The following is a 14,211-nucleotide window of genomic DNA, read 5'->3' as shown; positions in this document are numbered from 1 at the left end:
CCTGCGGCGCCTGTCTTCTCGCTTGACTGAAGACACCGATGTTATGTTATATCACCACCATGAACGCAGCCCATCACCATGCCGGCGCAGGCGTCACGCCCAAGCTTTCGCCCAACCAGAGCAAGATCCTTGGGTGTCTGCGCGAAGCGGGTGAGCCGATGAGCGCCTACGCCATTCTCGACCGTGTCCGGAAATCGGGGATCGCGCATCCGCCGACGGTCTACCGCGCCCTGAACGATCTGATGAAGAAGGGCATGGTGCATCGTCTCGAATCGCGCTCCGCCTTCATCGCCTGCGGGCATGGTGCTTGCGACGGTCGGTTCGCCTTTGCGATCTGCAGGGCGTGCGACAAGGTCGTGGAGATTCCCCTCGGCAAGAAGGAACAGGCGCGGCTGCTCGGTCTTTCTCCCGCCGAGATCACGCCTGAGCAAGTTACGTTGGAAATCGCCGGTTTGTGCGAGGCGTGCAGGCCCGTCCAGGCCGCGCCCGCCTAGAGACCAACCTCGGAAGGGCTTTCGCCGTGCCAACGGATGACTCCTTGGAGCCACACCCAAGCGTGCAGCTTCATGCCCATATGCCGGGCTTCTCGCTGTTGCGCGCGTCGACGGGCCGGCGGCTTGTGCTGGTCGCCTTGATGCTCGCGGTGTTGTGGCTCGCCGTCCTCTGGGCCCTGCAATGAGGGCGCCCTCCGTGAGCACGCCGTCCACGCAGCCATTGGTGCCGGCGATCAGCTTCGACAATCTGACACTCGGTTACGACCGGCATCCGGCCGTGCACCACATTACCGGCGACGTGGCGCAAGGCGTGCTTCTGGCCGTTGTGGGGTCGAACGGCGCCGGCAAATCGACCCTGCTCAAAGCCATGGTCGGCGAGTTGAAGCCGCTTAGCGGGCGCATCGATCTTCATGGTCACCGCAAGCACGACATCGCCTATCTGCCGCAGGTGGTCGAAATCGACCGTAGCTTTCCCATTTCCGTCTTCGACTGTGTCGCGATGGGACTATGGCGCGAGATCGGCGCCTCGGGAGGGCTCGACCGCACCGGCAGCGAACGCGTCAACGAAGCGCTCGCGGCCGTTCATTTGTCGGGACTGGCGGGGCGCCCGGTCGGCGCCTTGTCGGGCGGACAGTTCCAGCGGGTCCTGTTCGCGCGGCTCCTGTTGCAGGATGCGAAGGTCATTCTGTTGGATGAGCCGTTCCGCGCGGTCGATGCGAGAACCATCGCCGATCTGATCGGCCTGATCGAGCGTTGGCACGCGGAGGGGCGAACCGTCATCGCCGTGCTTCACGACATCGAACTCGTGCGACGGTATTTTCCACAAACATTGCTGTTGGCCCGCGAAGTCTTGGCCTGGGGTCCGACGCCGGAGGTGCTCACGCCGGTCAACCTCGATCTCTCGCGGCGGTTCAACGAGAGTTACGACGAGAGCGCGGCTGTCTGCGAGCATGACGAGGCACGCCAGACCGCATGATCGATGCCCTCGTACAGCCCTTTGCGGAGTTTGCCTTCATGCGCCGGGCGCTCGTGGGGTCGCTCGCCATCTCGATGACGGCGCCGCCGATCGGCGTGTTTCTCATGCTGCGCCGCATGAGCCTGATGGGCGACGCCATGGGCCATGCGATCCTGCCGGGGGCCGCGATCGGTTATCTTCTCGCCGGTCTGTCGCTGTTCGCCATGAGTCTCGGCGGTTTTGCCGCCGGTCTGGCGGTGGCGGTGGCGGCCGGCCTCGTGGCGCGGTCTAGGGTCATCCGCGAGGATGCGAGCCTCGCCGGGTTCTACCTTCTCTCGCTGGCGTTGGGTGTGTTCCTCGTGTCCGTGCACGGCACCAATGTGGACCTGCTCCATGTCCTCTTCGGCTCGGTCCTGGCGCTGGACGACGCGGCCCTGCTTCTCGTGGCCGGCATCGCCAGCGTCTCCTTGACGACGCTGGCCGCGATCTATCGTCCGCTCGTTCTGGAATGCTTCGATCCGCACTATCTGCGGTCCGTGAGCCGCTGGAGTTCGCCGACGCATCTGATCTTCCTGGTGCTCGTGGTGCTCAATCTGGTGGCCGGGTTTCAGGCGCTGGGGACCTTGATGGCCGTCGGCATCATGCTGCTCCCGGCCGTCAGCTCACGGTTCTGGGTGGACAGCGCCGGAGGGATGATCGCCCTCGCCATCGCGGTCGCATTCGTGTCGAGCGTGGCCGGGCTGCTGGTCTCTTATCACTACAGCGTGCCGACCGGGCCGACCGTTATTCTCGCCTGCGGCGTGTTTTATCTCTTCTCGATGTTTGCGGGCACGCGGGGCGGCGCACTCTGGAGGCTGATGCCGCGCAGACACTTGGAAGCCTAATCCTCTCAACAATCATCATACGGAGTATTCCGATCATGCGTTCCCGATTAATCCCGCTTCTCGCCGCAGCCTCACTCGCGTTCGGCGTCTCGGCCTCGGCGCAGGCCGCCGACAAGGTGAGGGCCGTCGCTTCGTTCAGCATTCTCGCCGACATGGTGAAGAACGTGGGGGGCGACCGCGTCGACGTCGCCGAGCTCGTCGGTCCCGACGGCGATGCCCACGAGTTCAATCCCACGCCCGCCGATGCCAAGAAGCTGGCCGGGGCGGATGTCTTCTTCGTCAACGGCCTCGGCTTCGAGGGGTGGATGGAACGGCTCGAGACGTCCTCGGGCTTTGACGGCGCCACCGTCGTCGCCAGCACGGGCGTGAAGCCGCGCAAGATGGACGAAGAACACGGCGGTCATGAAGAGCATGCAAAGGGGGAGGATCACGACGAGCATGCCGAAGGCGAACATGATCATGACGGCGATCATGCCGATCACGACGATCACGACGACAATTACGAGGAACATGCCGAGGACCACCACCATGGCGACATGGATCCCCATGCGTGGCAGGATCTGGCCAACGGTGCGATCTACGTCGCCAATATTCGTGACGGGCTGATTGCCGCCGATCCCGACGGCAAGGCGGTGTACGAGGCCAATGCGGACAAATATCTCGCGGCGCTGAAGGCGGAAGATGTGGCGGTCAAGACGGCGCTCGAGGCATTGCCGCAAGCGCGCCGCCGGATCATCACCAGCCATGACGCGTTCGGCTATTTCGGCGACGCCTATGGCTTGGAGATTTTGGCGCCCGAGGGCGTGAGCACGGCCAGCGAACCGTCGGCCAAGGATGTGGCCACGATCATTCGCCAAATCCGTGAGGACAAAATCCCCGCGGTGTTCCTCGAGAACATCACCAACGCCAAGATGCTCGAGCAGATCGCCAAGGAATCCGGCGCCAAGATCGGCGGGACGCTCTATTCGGACGCAATTTCGGGACCGGACGGCCCGGCGCCGACGTATCTCGACATGTTCAAGCACAATGTCGGCACGCTGACCGCCGCGCTGTCCTCTTGAGGTATCGCAGATCACGCGGGGCGGCTCCGGGAGTCGCCCCGTTTTGTCGTTTGAAGGCGAATTCCTCGCCCGAATTGTGCCGCAAATAATTACGTTATAACGTATCACTACGTTCTGCGATGGGAGCCCTATCCGACCATGGACACGCAACTTCTGGATCATCTCAGTCAGTCAAAGCCCGGCCGGGATGCCCGGCTACCGGTCACCGTGCTGTCCGGCTTCCTCGGCGCGGGCAAGACGACCTTGCTTAATCGCGTGCTCGCCAACCGCGAAGGGCGGAAAGTGGCGGTCATCGTCAACGACATGAGCGAGATCAACGTGGACGCCGAGCTTGTTAGAAAGGGCGGCGCGGATCTGTCGCGGACCAACGAGGCCTTGGTCGAAATGTCGAATGGCTGCATCTGCTGCACGCTGCGCGAGGATCTGCTGCTCGAGGTTCGCCGCCTCGCCGAAGAGGGGCGCTTCGATTATTTGCTCATCGAGTCGTCGGGGATTTCGGAGCCGCTACCCGTGGCCACCACGTTCGATTTTCGCGACGAGGAGGGGGCAAGCCTGTCGGACGTGACGCGCCTCGACACGATGGTGACCGTGGTCGATGCCGCGGGAATCGTCGGCGATTATCAGTCCCAAGAGTTTCTGACCGATCGCGGTGTCGGCATAGACGAGACGGATGTGCGCCCGCTGGTTTCGCTGCTGGTGGACCAGATTGAGTTTGCCAACGTGATCGTTCTCAACAAGATCGATTTGGCGACGCCGCAACAGCTGGCGGCGGCACGCGCGATCATCCGTTCCTTAAACAGTGGGGCAAAGATCATCGAGACGAGCGAGGGCAACGTGTCGCTCGACGAGATTCTCGATACAGGCCTGTTCGATTTCGGCGCGGCCCAGACGCACCCGACCTGGTTCAAGGAGCTCAACGGGTTCAAGGACCACACGCCTGAAACCGAGGAGTACGGGATCACGAGCTTTACCTATCGTGCCCGAGACCCGTTCGATCCCGAGCGGCTCCATGCCTTCTTCAATGAGAGCTGGCCCAACGTGATCCGGGCGAAAGGCTTCTTCTGGCTGGCGTCGCGGCCCCAATGGGTGGGCGAACTGAGCCAGGCCGGTCCGCTCGTACGTCATGAAGGCATCGGGTTCTGGTGGGCCGCCGTGCCGCAGTCGCGCTGGCCCGACGATGCCGAGAGCGTCAGTGAGGTCATGAAACGCTGGGACGCGACCTGGGGCGACCGGCGCCAGGAGCTCGTCTTCATCGGCACGCGCGCCATGGACCGGGAGGCCATAACGGCTGCTCTCAACGACTGCCTGATCAAGAATCCCCGAAAAGAAGACCTCGCGGACGGGCGGTGGAAAACGCTCCCCGATCCGTTCCCGGTCTGGCGCCCATAACAGAGTATGCGAGCAGAGATCGCGGGGCCCGTGTAAAAGGTCTCATGACTGGCGATCCGCGGCGTTGGGCGATGGTTCTGCTTGCGTTGTTCGGCGCGGCGATCATCTATGCCGCGCTCGGTCCGGCCGATTGGCAGGTGAGGCTGGGGCTGCACTGGCTGGTCGAGCACTTTTTGGGGTTCTTCGTCCTGACGCTACTCGCCTGCATCGCCTATCCCCGGCCCTTACGCCTCGCGGTGGTGCTACTGCCCGTCGCGGTGGGCCTGGAAGCGGCCCAGGCGCTGACGCCGGACCGCACGCCCAATATTGCGACGGCCCTCGTTGCGGCGGCGGCGGTCGCATCGGCGGCTCTCCTTGCCGATGCGTTTTTTCGCTTGAGAAATCGCCGGGACGACACTTGACCGCACCGGGGAAGTGGAACGACCAGGGGACCGGTCTAGCGCGGGCGTCGCAAATGTGATGTATCCTGCCCCTTGAGGAGATCGATGTGACGATCATCGCGCGCAAACAGACGGTAGCGGTCAAAATCGGCAACGTGGCCATGGGTGGCGGCGCCCCCATCGTGGTCCAGTCCATGACCAACACGGACACGGCAGACGTCGGGCAGACCGTCGCGCAGGTCGAGGCGCTCGCCCGTGCCGGCTCCGAACTCGTGCGGATCACCGTGGATCGGGAAGAAGCGGCCGCGGCAGTGCCGCTTATCCGCGCGCAGCTGGACAAGCGCGGCGTGGACGTGCCGCTGATCGGCGACTTCCACTACAACGGTCACACTTTGCTGGCGTCCTATCCCGAGTGCGCGGAATCACTCGCGAAATACCGCATCAATCCCGGCAATGTCGGCTTCAAGGACAAGCGGGACAAGCAGTTCTCCCAGATCATCGAGATTGCCCTGAAACACGACAAGCCGGTTCGCATCGGTGTGAACTGGGGCAGTCTCGATCAGGACCTGCTGACGCAGCTCATGAACGAAAATGCTGAGAGCGCGACCCCGAAGGACGCGCGCGAGGTCATGCACGAGGCCATGGTGCAATCCGCGCTGCTGTCTGCGGCGCGTGCGCAGGAGCTCGGCATGGGCGCCGACAAGATCGTCCTGTCGGCGAAAGTGTCGGCGGTCCAGGATCTGATTGCGGTCTATCGCATGCTGGCCGAGCGCTCCGATCTCGCGCTGCATCTGGGTCTGACCGAAGCGGGTATGGGCTCGAAGGGTATCGTGGCCTCGTCGGCGGCCATGTCGGTCCTGATGCAGGAGGGGATCGGCGATACGATCCGCATTTCGCTGACGCCCGAGCCTGGCGGCGACCGGTCGCTCGAGGTGAAGGTCGCGCAGGAACTGCTGCAGAGCATGGGTTTCCGGGCGTTCGTACCCTTGGTGGCTGCTTGCCCTGGGTGCGGACGCACGACCTCGACCACCTTCCAGGAACTGGCCCGGGACATTCAGGACTTCATTCGCGACCAGATGCCCGTATGGAAGCGCCAATATCCCGGCGTCGAGAACCTCAACGTTGCGGTCATGGGCTGCATCGTGAACGGGCCGGGCGAATCCAAGCACGCGGATATCGGTATTTCGCTGCCCGGTACCGGCGAGACGCCCGCCGCGCCTGTCTTCGTCGAGGGCAAGAAGGTCACCACCTTGCGCGGGCCAGGCGCCGCCGACGAGTTCAAGCAGATGGTGCTCGATTATATCGAGCAGCGCTACGGCAGCGGCGCGCGTGGACAGAACTCCGAGCGGAACGCGCGCCCCACGGCGGCCGAATAGCCTCTACTTGATGGAGATCGCGTCGCCTGCGATCGAGACCGTCAAGGCGATCATCGTCACGTTGAACACGAACGCGACCACGCCGTGGGCCGTCACGGTCCTGCGAATCTCGGCCGACGTGACGGCGACGTCCGACACCGCCGTCGATGTGCCGATGGTGAAGGCGAAATAGACGAAATCCCAATAGCCGGGGGTGCCGCCGCCGGGAAAGCGCAGGCCGCCGCCCTGGCCGCGATGCTCGGCGTAGTATTCGTGTGCGTAGTGGAGCGCGAACATGGTGTGGATGAAGAGCCAGGACAGCAGCGTCGTGACGAACAGCAGCCCGAGCAGGCCCGGCTGAATGGACGCGCTCGCGGATGCTGTGCGCAGCCATAGAACGATGGCGCCGAGGCTCATCATGCCTGCGGCCACGGTGAAGATGGGAATGGCGACCCGCCCGTCGTCCTGAAGCGGCGATTCCCGCCGAACGCGGTCGGGGTCGGACCGCAGGATCATGATCACCACCAGCAAGAGATAAAGCGCCACGCCTGCATCGAAGCCGATCAGGAAGCGAGAGGTGAGGTCAAAGCTGCGTGGCAAGGACAGCCCGATCGCGAAGCCGACGGCGACCGAGAACACGAATCGCCAGCGTGCCTGTAGGAAGCGAGAGATGCGCATGTCCCGAAAGCGGTGTCCCGGCGATGGCGTGGTGCTCATGGCCGCATTCGATCCGGATTCGCGCGAGCGCTCAAGACCTCCGCTCGGCCACGAAGCGCGCCGCGTCGATCAGCATCGCCGCCTTGCCGCCGAAGGGAGCGAGCGCCTCTTCGGCTTCCGCCACGAGCCCCGCGAGATGCGCCTTGGCGCCTTCGAGGCCCAGCAGCCCGACCAGCGTGGCCTTTCCCCGCTCGGCGTCCTTGGACGCGGCCTTGCCCATGGCGGCGGCATCGCCCTCCGCGTCGAGAAGATCGTCCGCAAGCTGGAACGCCTGGCCGAAGGCGGTCGCGTAGCAGATCAGGGCGTCGCGGCTCGCAGGCTGGGCCCGTCCCAGCACGGCGCCCGCCTCGCAGGCGAAACGGAAGAGCGCCCCCGTCTTCAGCATCTGCATGGCCGTTGTTTCCTCTGGCGAGAACGGCTGCCGCTCCGCAGCAAGGTCCAGCGCCTGCCCGAGCGCCATGCCCTGCCAGCCGCTGGCTTTGGCGAGGAGGTAGGCTAATTCGGCCCTGACAGCAGGATCGTCATGGCATTTCGGGGCGCTGATGATCTCGAATGCGATGGTCAGCAGGGAGTCGCCGGCGAGTATCGCGGTGGCTTCGTCGAAGGCGATATGCACCGTGGGGCGGCCGCGGCGCAGCGCGTCGTCATCCATTGCCGGCAGATCGTCATGGACCAGCGAGTAGCAATGTATGCATTCGAGGGCACAGGCTGCCTCGAGCGCGGTGCCTTCCGGCACATCGAACAGCCGAGCCGCCTGGATCAACAGGAACGGCCGCAGTCTCTTGCCGCCGCCGAGAGCCGCATAGCGCATAGCTTCGGCGAGCGGCGCCATAGCGTCGGCGCCGGGCCCCGGCACGGGTTCGTCCTGGCCCAGGAGGGCCGAAAGCCGCTCTTGAACCTGGTCGGCGACCCGGTCGATCTCGAATCTGAAACTCATGACGGGCGAAGGGATAGCTGAGGCTTTGTGTCGCCGCAAATTGATCGCATCACCGCTGGGCGCTAGAACGCCCTTCGATGCAGGACAATGAAACCAAAGAATCGGAATTCCAACACTCCGCGCCGCCCACGGCCGAGACAGGCAATGCCATTCCCACGTCCGAGGTGCCCAGCGCTTTCGATGCTCCCGCCCCGCAGCCGGGCGAGATGAAATCGCGCGGCAAGAAATCGTGGGCCAAACGGCACCCATGGCTCCGGCGCATGGGGATCGCGTTTCTGATTGTGGCGGGCGTCGTCCTGGCCAGCCTCGTCGTGTTTCGCTTTGTGAACCCACCCATCACCACGGTCATGGTGATAGAGAAGCTCCGCGGCGAGACGTTGCAGCGGCGCTGGGTGCCAATCGAAAAGATCTCGCCGCATATGCGGCTGGCGGTCATCGCGAGTGAAGACGGGAATTTCTGCCGCCACCACGGGGTGGACTGGGCCGCCGTGCGCCAAGTCCTTGAGTCCGCCAAAAATCTCGAGCCCGAGCGAGGCGCCAGCACCATCCCCATGCAGGTGGCCAAGAACATCTATCTCTGGGACTTCCGCTCCTATCTGCGCAAGGCGCTCGAGGTGCCTTTGGCCTATGCGATCGTCACGCTCTGGCCCAAGGAGCGCGTGCTGGAGGTCTATCTGAACATCGCTCAATTCGGTCCCGGCCTGTTCGGGGTCGAGGCGGCGAGCCGCAAATACTTCCGCAAGCCGGCTTCGGCCCTCACCCAACGCGAGGCCGTACTCCTCGCGACCACGCTGCCGAAGCCCAAAGTCCGCAATCCCGCGCGGCCCAACCGGACCCATCGCGTGGTGGCCAATGCGGTCCAGAAGCGGCTGCCCTATATCGCCAAGCGGGCGGATTGTGTGCTGAATCCGTAAAAAAGGTCGGATATCGGCCCTGGTCAGCAGCGGAATTTGTGACTATAAGAGCGCGCAACGACGTGCCCCGCGACTGGCGGTGGCGCCAAGAGGTTCAAAGAAATGGCTGTTCCAAAGAGAAAAGTGTCTCGCATGAAGCGGGGCAACCGGCGGAGCCACGACGCTGTCACGGCCCCGGCCTATGTCGAGGATAAGGATTCCGGCGAGCTTCGCCGTCCGCATCACATCGACCTGAAGTCGGGCCGTTATCGTGGCCGCCAGGTGATCATCATCAAGGACGAGGCGTAAGGGCTTAGGCTCTTGGGTCTTGTGAACTTTTTTGCTCCGGTGCCGTGGCGCCGGAGCGTTTTTGCTTGCCTGGCCTAAACTTGGCTTGCCTTGCGCCTTCTCCAGTAGGGTCTTGCTAACCAAACCCCCAGAAACCGGGCGGAATTGTCCTTCCGCGCCCTAGTTTGGGCTGCGAATGCGCCCGTCGACCCTCACCGATTTTCGGCTTCTTAAGCCTTGCCGACTAGCGTTGGTCGACAAGAAACGAGCGCCCAACACATCGTAAGAGGCGCCGCAGGTGTACGCGTAAGGGGCAGGCCAATGGATAAATCCGAGACCATTGCGGCATCCGGGGATGAGCCGCACGTCGAACTCGAAGAGGTGCTGGATCGCCTCCAGACCACGGCCTATTGCTGGGATTTCGCGTCTGACCGGATCGACTGGGCCAAGAATGCCGCCGCCGTCCTGGGGGGCATCGACATTGGCGCCGTTGGGCGCGGCCGTGCCTTCGCCTTGCACATCGATCCCAAGCATGCCGCCGCCCGCTACGACGACGTGAGGCGCGTCGCGAAGGCGCCCGTCAACGCGTCGATCCCCTATGCATTGCAATATCGCTTCATGCCGGAAGGGCGGCGTGGAAAGGCCGCCATCTGGGTCGAGGAACGCGGCGTCTGCATTACGGACGCGCGGGGCGAGCCTGTGCGGGCCGAAGGCACGATCCGAGTGGCCGCGGAACGCCGCCGGCGTACACGTCCGCAATCGGCTGCCACCGGCGCCGACCCGTCCGCAATTCCGTCCCGCGCGGAACTCACCGGGACGCTTTCTCAGCTCCTGTCAGGCCGCGCCGGCCGCGCCACGAAAGGCGCTTTACTGCTCGTGGGCGTCAACGACCTCACGCGTATCAACGAGACCTACGGCTATGACGTCGGCGACGAAGTCATCTCCATCGTCGGCCAGCGTCTTGCGACCGCCGTGCGGGGCCGCGACTGCTTGGGCCGGTTTTCCTCGAACAAGTACGGCATTGTTCTGCATGGCTGCGACGCGACGGAAGCCGTCGCCGTCGCCAGGCGCATGATCGCCTGCGTGGAACGGGATGTCGCGAGTACCCGCTCCGGCGCCGTTGCCGTTTCGGTCTTCGTAGGCGTCGTTCTGCTGCCGGAGCATGCGCAGTCCACGCAGGATGCGATCGGGCGCGCGATGCAGGCGGCCGACATGGCCCGCGTCAACCCCCGGGACCGTTTCTATATCTACGATCCGTCCTCGCCCCGCGAGGCCGAGCGCAAGCGCACCATCGCGATGGCAGACGAGGTCATTCGCGCCCTGAACGACCGCCGCATCGCGATCGCCCTTCAGCCGGTCGTGACGTCGGGCAGCCACGATCCGGAATTCTACGAATGTCTGCTGCGGCTGCGGTTGCCGGACGGATCGGTACTGGATGCAAGCGAGTTCGTCCCGGCGGCGGAGGAGCTCGGGTTGGCGAAGCTCATCGACCATCGCGCGCTGGAACTGACGATCGATCTTCTGCGGGCCGCGCCGACCCGCAAGCTCGCCCTCAACGTCTCGGCTCTGTCCACGACCGACCGGCACTGGATTGACGCGCTCGAGGCGTTGACAGGCAAGGACCGGAAACTGACGGAGCGTCTGACCGTGGAAATCACCGAGACGGCGGCCGTTTCGGACATGGAGGCGACGGCCACGTTCGTCACGACTTTGAAAGAGGCCGGCTGCAGGGTTGCGCTCGACGACTTCGGAGCCGGATACGCATCGTTCCGGTCGCTCCGAAATCTCGGTGTCGACATGGTCAAGATCGATGGGTCGTTCATCGAGAACATCGGCACGAATGTAGAGGACGAGACCTTCGTCCAAACCCTCCTGGACTTGGCGCATCGCTTCGGCGTCAAGACCGTTGGCGAGTGGGTCGGTGACGAGCGCGCCGTCGATCTCCTCGAAAAGGCCGGCGTGTCCTATTTGCAGGGGGATTTCTTCGGCGCCCCCGAATTGCACGACGACAAGATGGCCCCGACGCGGAAATCGGCGGGTTAGCCGCCAAGCTCCTCGTCCATCTCATTCCGGAGCCGTTCAGCGAGCGCGAACAGCAGCGGGTCGTGTGTGCCCAAGCTCTCGAGGTGTTCCACCGTGTTCAGGACATAGTCGATATTCGCGCCGGCCTGCCCCCTGCCAGCGCGGACGATGCGCAGTTGCGTCTCGATATCGAGTGCGCCCGCATACTGGGCATGGGTCGGATCGGCGACATAGGTGAGCGCCCTCACGGTTTGGCCTGACCCGTTCGACAGCACAATCTCGCGATAGGTCTCCACGTAGACGTCGGTCACCTGCTCGCGCTCACGCAGATAAGCGATCGTGTCGTTCTCGGCGCCCGGCTCGACACGGAAGGCCACGCCCTCGCACCGGCCGCCCTCGTCGAGACCGAGGACGAGGCCGGGTTCGTTCGGCGTGCCCCGGTGCAGGACCGAGTAGATGCACAGGGCCCGATGCGCCCCTTCGAGACGCGCGGGCGTGTGTGCGTCGAATGGAAAACCGGGACGCCACATCAGCGACCCATAGCCGAAGACCCAGAGCGTGTTCTTGCCGGACTCAGTCGTCATGCCCATGCGGTCGCCCAAAATCGGCGTCGGCGGTGTCTTGGCCCGCATCGATGATGCTGCGCCGGATGGCGCGTGTGCGGGCGAAGTGATCTTGCAGCGATTGGCCGTCGTCCCAGCGGATCATGCGCTGCAACGCGGCGAGGTCCTCGGAGAAGCGGCCGAGAACTTCGAGGACCGCTTCCTTGTTGTTGAGAAACACGTCGCGCCACATGACGGGATCGGAGGCGGCAATACGCGTGAAGTCGCGGAAGCCGCCGGCGGAGAACTTGATGACCTCGGACTGCGTGACGTCTTCGAGGTCGGCCGCCGTGCCGACGATGTTGTAGGCGATCAGATGGGGGATATGGCTGGTGATCGCGAGGACGATGTCGTGATGCTCCGGCGTCATCGTCTCGACGGTCGATCCGAGCGCCGTCCAGAGCGCGACAACCTTCTCGACGCTTGCGTCCGTCGAGCGAGCGCACGGCGTGACGACGCACCAGCGCCCCTCGAACAGATCCGCAAAGCCGGCCTCGGGGCCGGAATGCTCCGTTCCCGCCACCGGGTGTCCGGGAACGAACGCAGCGTGGGCTGGGAGCACGTCCGCGACCTGGCGCACGACGGCAGCCTTCACGGATCCCACGTCCGTGACGATCGCGCCGTCGGCAAGATGCGGGGCGATGGATTGCGCTGCGGCTGCCATGGCGCCGACGGGTACGGCAAGGACAACGAGCTGCGCGTCCGTCACCGCCTCGTCGACGGTCTCGGCGATGGAATCGCAAAATCCGAGATCCTTAGACCGCGCGCGCACGTCCGCCGAGCCGTCGAAGCCGGTGACGGTCGTGGCAAGAGCGTGCTTCTTGATGCCACGCGCGAGGGACGAGCCGATCAGCCCCAGCCCCACGATGGCGATTTTGTCGAACAGAGGCTCCGTCATGAAGCGTCCGCGGAATCTACGCCCATGAACGCGCTCAGCGCCTCGAGCGCGGCGGTGTTTTCGGCTTCGGTACCAATGGTCATCCGCAGGGCATGGGGGAACCCATACTCCTCCACGCGCCGCAGGATGATGCGGCGCTGGTGCAGGAACGCATCGGCTTCACGTGCCGTTTTGCCCGCCACGTCCGGAAAATGGACAAGCAGAAAATTCGCAACGCTCGGCGTCGTCTTGAGGCCGAGGGTCTCAAGTTTTGCAGCTGTGTCGCCGAGCCACGCCTTGTTGTGCGCGATCGCCGCCTCCAGATGTGCGCGATCGCCGATGGCCGCGACTCCGGCTGCGATCGAGGGACCCGTCAGATTGAAGGGCCCGCGAATGCGGTTCAGCGTGTCGGCAATGGCGTCGGGGCAATAGGCCCAGCCGATCCGCAAGGAGGCGAGGCCGTAGATCTTGGAGAACGTCCGCGTCATGACCACGTTGTCGTTTGCCGCGACGAGCGCGGCGCCCGCCTCGTAGTCGTCCTTCAGGACATATTCCGCATAGGCAGCATCGAGCACCAGCAGCACGTCATCGGGCAGGCCCGCGTGCAGCCGCTCTATCTCCGCGTAGGGGAGGTAGGTGCCGGTGGGATTGTTGGGATTTGCCAGGAACACCATGCGCGTTGCCGGCGTCACGCGCGCCAGGATCGCGTCCACATCTGCCGTGTGGTTCGTCTCCGGGGCGACGACCGGCGTCGCGCCACGGGCCAGGATGGCGATCTTGTAGACCAGGAATCCGTGCTCGGTGTAGATCGCCTCGTCCCCGGGGCCGAGATAGGCGGCCGCCAGCAGATTCAGGAGTTCGTCGGAGCCCGCGCCGCACACGATCCGCGCCGCATTGAGGTCATGCTCGGCGGCCAGCGCTTCGCGCAAGGGCTGCGCCGAGCCGTTGGGGTAGCGCGAGAGATGCGGCGCTTCGTTGAGGTAAGCCACGATCGCCTGCGGGCTCGGCCCGAGCGGGGTCTCGTTGGACGACAGCTTCACGATCGGCCCGGCGCCAGGCAGCGCGCTCGTACCCGGCACATAGGGTGCGATGTCGAGGATGCCCGGCCGCGGGGCCGGAGCGCTTGTCGCGCGTGCAATTTTCGCGGCCATCAGTTTGGCAGCCTGTGTTTTGGCAGCCAACGGTTCGGCAGCCATAAGTTTGCTCCTTATTGGGGCCTCAAAACCCTGCGAAGGGCTTCTCATACGGCGATTTCTTAAGCCAAGGCAAAGAAAAGATTGACTCTCATGACGCCATAACTAACCCGGCATTGTATAATTCCAGGTCACCTTGTCAGGGTGGGCGCACGGTCTTTTGT

General features: G+C 64.3%; 16 protein-coding genes. 11 read left to right on the top strand and 5 right to left on the bottom strand.

Annotated elements, in window-relative coordinates; all coding sequences use genetic code 11:
* Window positions 1-59 precede the first annotated feature (59 nt).
* The 8 genes from GL4_RS00180 to ispG all read left to right on the top strand — a co-directional run bounded on the left by GL4_RS00180 (window position 60) and on the right by ispG (window position 6,539).
* Window positions 60-494 carry a Fur family transcriptional regulator gene (locus tag GL4_RS00180; RefSeq protein ID WP_045363264.1) on the top strand — a complete coding sequence of 145 codons (435 nt, stop codon included), beginning with the start codon at window positions 60-62 and terminating at the stop codon, window positions 492-494.
* 26 nt (window positions 495-520) lie between these two features.
* Complete coding sequence (locus tag GL4_RS17340) at window positions 521-679, top strand: hypothetical protein (RefSeq protein WP_156137323.1); 159 nt, start codon at window positions 521-523, stop codon at window positions 677-679.
* Complete coding sequence (locus GL4_RS00175; RefSeq protein WP_045363262.1) at window positions 676-1,470, top strand: metal ABC transporter ATP-binding protein; 795 nt, start codon at window positions 676-678, stop codon at window positions 1,468-1,470. Before GL4_RS17340 ends, GL4_RS00175 begins: the two co-directional genes overlap by 4 nt.
* Window positions 1,467-2,333 carry a metal ABC transporter permease gene (locus tag GL4_RS00170; RefSeq protein WP_045363260.1) on the top strand — a complete coding sequence of 289 codons (867 nt, stop codon included), beginning with the start codon at window positions 1,467-1,469 and terminating at the stop codon, window positions 2,331-2,333. The genes GL4_RS00175 and GL4_RS00170 overlap by 4 nt, the downstream gene beginning before the upstream one ends.
* 35 nt (window positions 2,334-2,368) lie before the next feature.
* A complete protein-coding gene (locus GL4_RS00165; RefSeq protein WP_045363258.1) occupies window positions 2,369-3,394 on the top strand; it encodes a metal ABC transporter substrate-binding protein in 1,026 nt (341 codons plus the stop codon).
* 138 nt (window positions 3,395-3,532) lie between these two features.
* Window positions 3,533-4,783 carry a zinc metallochaperone GTPase ZigA gene (gene zigA / locus GL4_RS00160; RefSeq protein ID WP_045363256.1) on the top strand — a complete coding sequence of 417 codons (1,251 nt, stop codon included), beginning with the start codon at window positions 3,533-3,535 and terminating at the stop codon, window positions 4,781-4,783.
* Between the two features lie 44 nt (window positions 4,784-4,827).
* Window positions 4,828-5,184: a VanZ family protein gene (locus GL4_RS00155; protein ID WP_045363254.1), complete on the top strand. Its 357-nt coding sequence runs from the start codon at window positions 4,828-4,830 to the stop codon at window positions 5,182-5,184.
* Window positions 5,185-5,264: 80 nt separating this feature from the next.
* Window positions 5,265-6,539: a flavodoxin-dependent (E)-4-hydroxy-3-methylbut-2-enyl-diphosphate synthase gene (gene ispG, locus GL4_RS00150; RefSeq protein WP_425283200.1), complete on the top strand. Its 1,275-nt coding sequence runs from the start codon at window positions 5,265-5,267 to the stop codon at window positions 6,537-6,539.
* A 3-nt stretch (window positions 6,540-6,542) separates the two neighbouring features.
* On the opposite strand, the gene GL4_RS00145 is transcribed toward ispG, so the two are convergent.
* Both GL4_RS00145 and GL4_RS00140 read right to left on the bottom strand, forming a co-directional pair.
* Window positions 6,543-7,235, bottom strand: a complete 693-nt coding sequence (locus GL4_RS00145) for a DUF1345 domain-containing protein (RefSeq protein WP_045363250.1) — start codon at window positions 7,233-7,235, stop codon at window positions 6,543-6,545.
* 31 nt (window positions 7,236-7,266) lie between these two features.
* The gene (locus GL4_RS00140) at window positions 7,267-8,172 is read right to left on the bottom strand and encodes a polyprenyl synthetase family protein (RefSeq protein ID WP_045363248.1); all 906 of its coding nucleotides are present in this window, start codon (window positions 8,170-8,172) and stop codon (window positions 7,267-7,269) included.
* Between the two features lie 77 nt (window positions 8,173-8,249).
* Here GL4_RS00140 and mtgA point away from each other — a divergent pair, with 77 nt between their 5' ends.
* The 3 genes from mtgA to GL4_RS00125 all read left to right on the top strand — a co-directional run bounded on the left by mtgA (window position 8,250) and on the right by GL4_RS00125 (window position 11,396).
* Window positions 8,250-9,086, top strand: a complete 837-nt coding sequence (gene mtgA, locus GL4_RS00135; RefSeq protein ID WP_052463988.1) for a monofunctional biosynthetic peptidoglycan transglycosylase — start codon at window positions 8,250-8,252, stop codon at window positions 9,084-9,086.
* A 102-nt stretch (window positions 9,087-9,188) separates the two neighbouring features.
* Complete coding sequence (gene rpmF, locus GL4_RS00130) at window positions 9,189-9,374, top strand: 50S ribosomal protein L32 (protein ID WP_045363246.1); 186 nt, start codon at window positions 9,189-9,191, stop codon at window positions 9,372-9,374.
* Between the two features lie 300 nt (window positions 9,375-9,674).
* Window positions 9,675-11,396, top strand: a complete 1,722-nt coding sequence (locus GL4_RS00125; protein ID WP_052463987.1) for an EAL domain-containing protein — start codon at window positions 9,675-9,677, stop codon at window positions 11,394-11,396.
* Here GL4_RS00125 and GL4_RS00120 read toward each other — a convergent pair.
* From GL4_RS00120 to hisC, 3 genes are read right to left on the bottom strand one after another with little or no spacing between them, the layout of a single operon-like run.
* Window positions 11,393-11,959, bottom strand: coding sequence for a gamma-glutamylcyclotransferase (locus tag GL4_RS00120; protein WP_244462646.1), 567 nt, complete (start codon window positions 11,957-11,959; stop codon window positions 11,393-11,395). The genes GL4_RS00125 and GL4_RS00120 overlap by 4 nt on opposite strands.
* On the bottom strand, window positions 11,949-12,875 hold the full coding sequence (locus tag GL4_RS00115; protein ID WP_045363244.1) for a prephenate/arogenate dehydrogenase family protein: 927 nt from the start codon (window positions 12,873-12,875) through the stop codon (window positions 11,949-11,951). Before GL4_RS00115 ends, GL4_RS00120 begins: the two co-directional genes overlap by 11 nt.
* Window positions 12,872-14,005, bottom strand: coding sequence for a histidinol-phosphate transaminase (gene hisC, locus GL4_RS00110; protein ID WP_045369087.1), 1,134 nt, complete (start codon window positions 14,003-14,005; stop codon window positions 12,872-12,874). The genes GL4_RS00115 and hisC overlap by 4 nt, the downstream gene beginning before the upstream one ends.
* Window positions 14,006-14,211: the final 206 nt, after the last annotated feature.

Source organism: Methyloceanibacter caenitepidi (genome assembly GCF_000828475.1).
Lineage (GTDB): Bacteria > Pseudomonadota > Alphaproteobacteria > Rhizobiales > Methyloligellaceae > Methyloceanibacter > Methyloceanibacter caenitepidi.
This window is presented reverse-complemented; position numbering and strand designations above follow the sequence as displayed.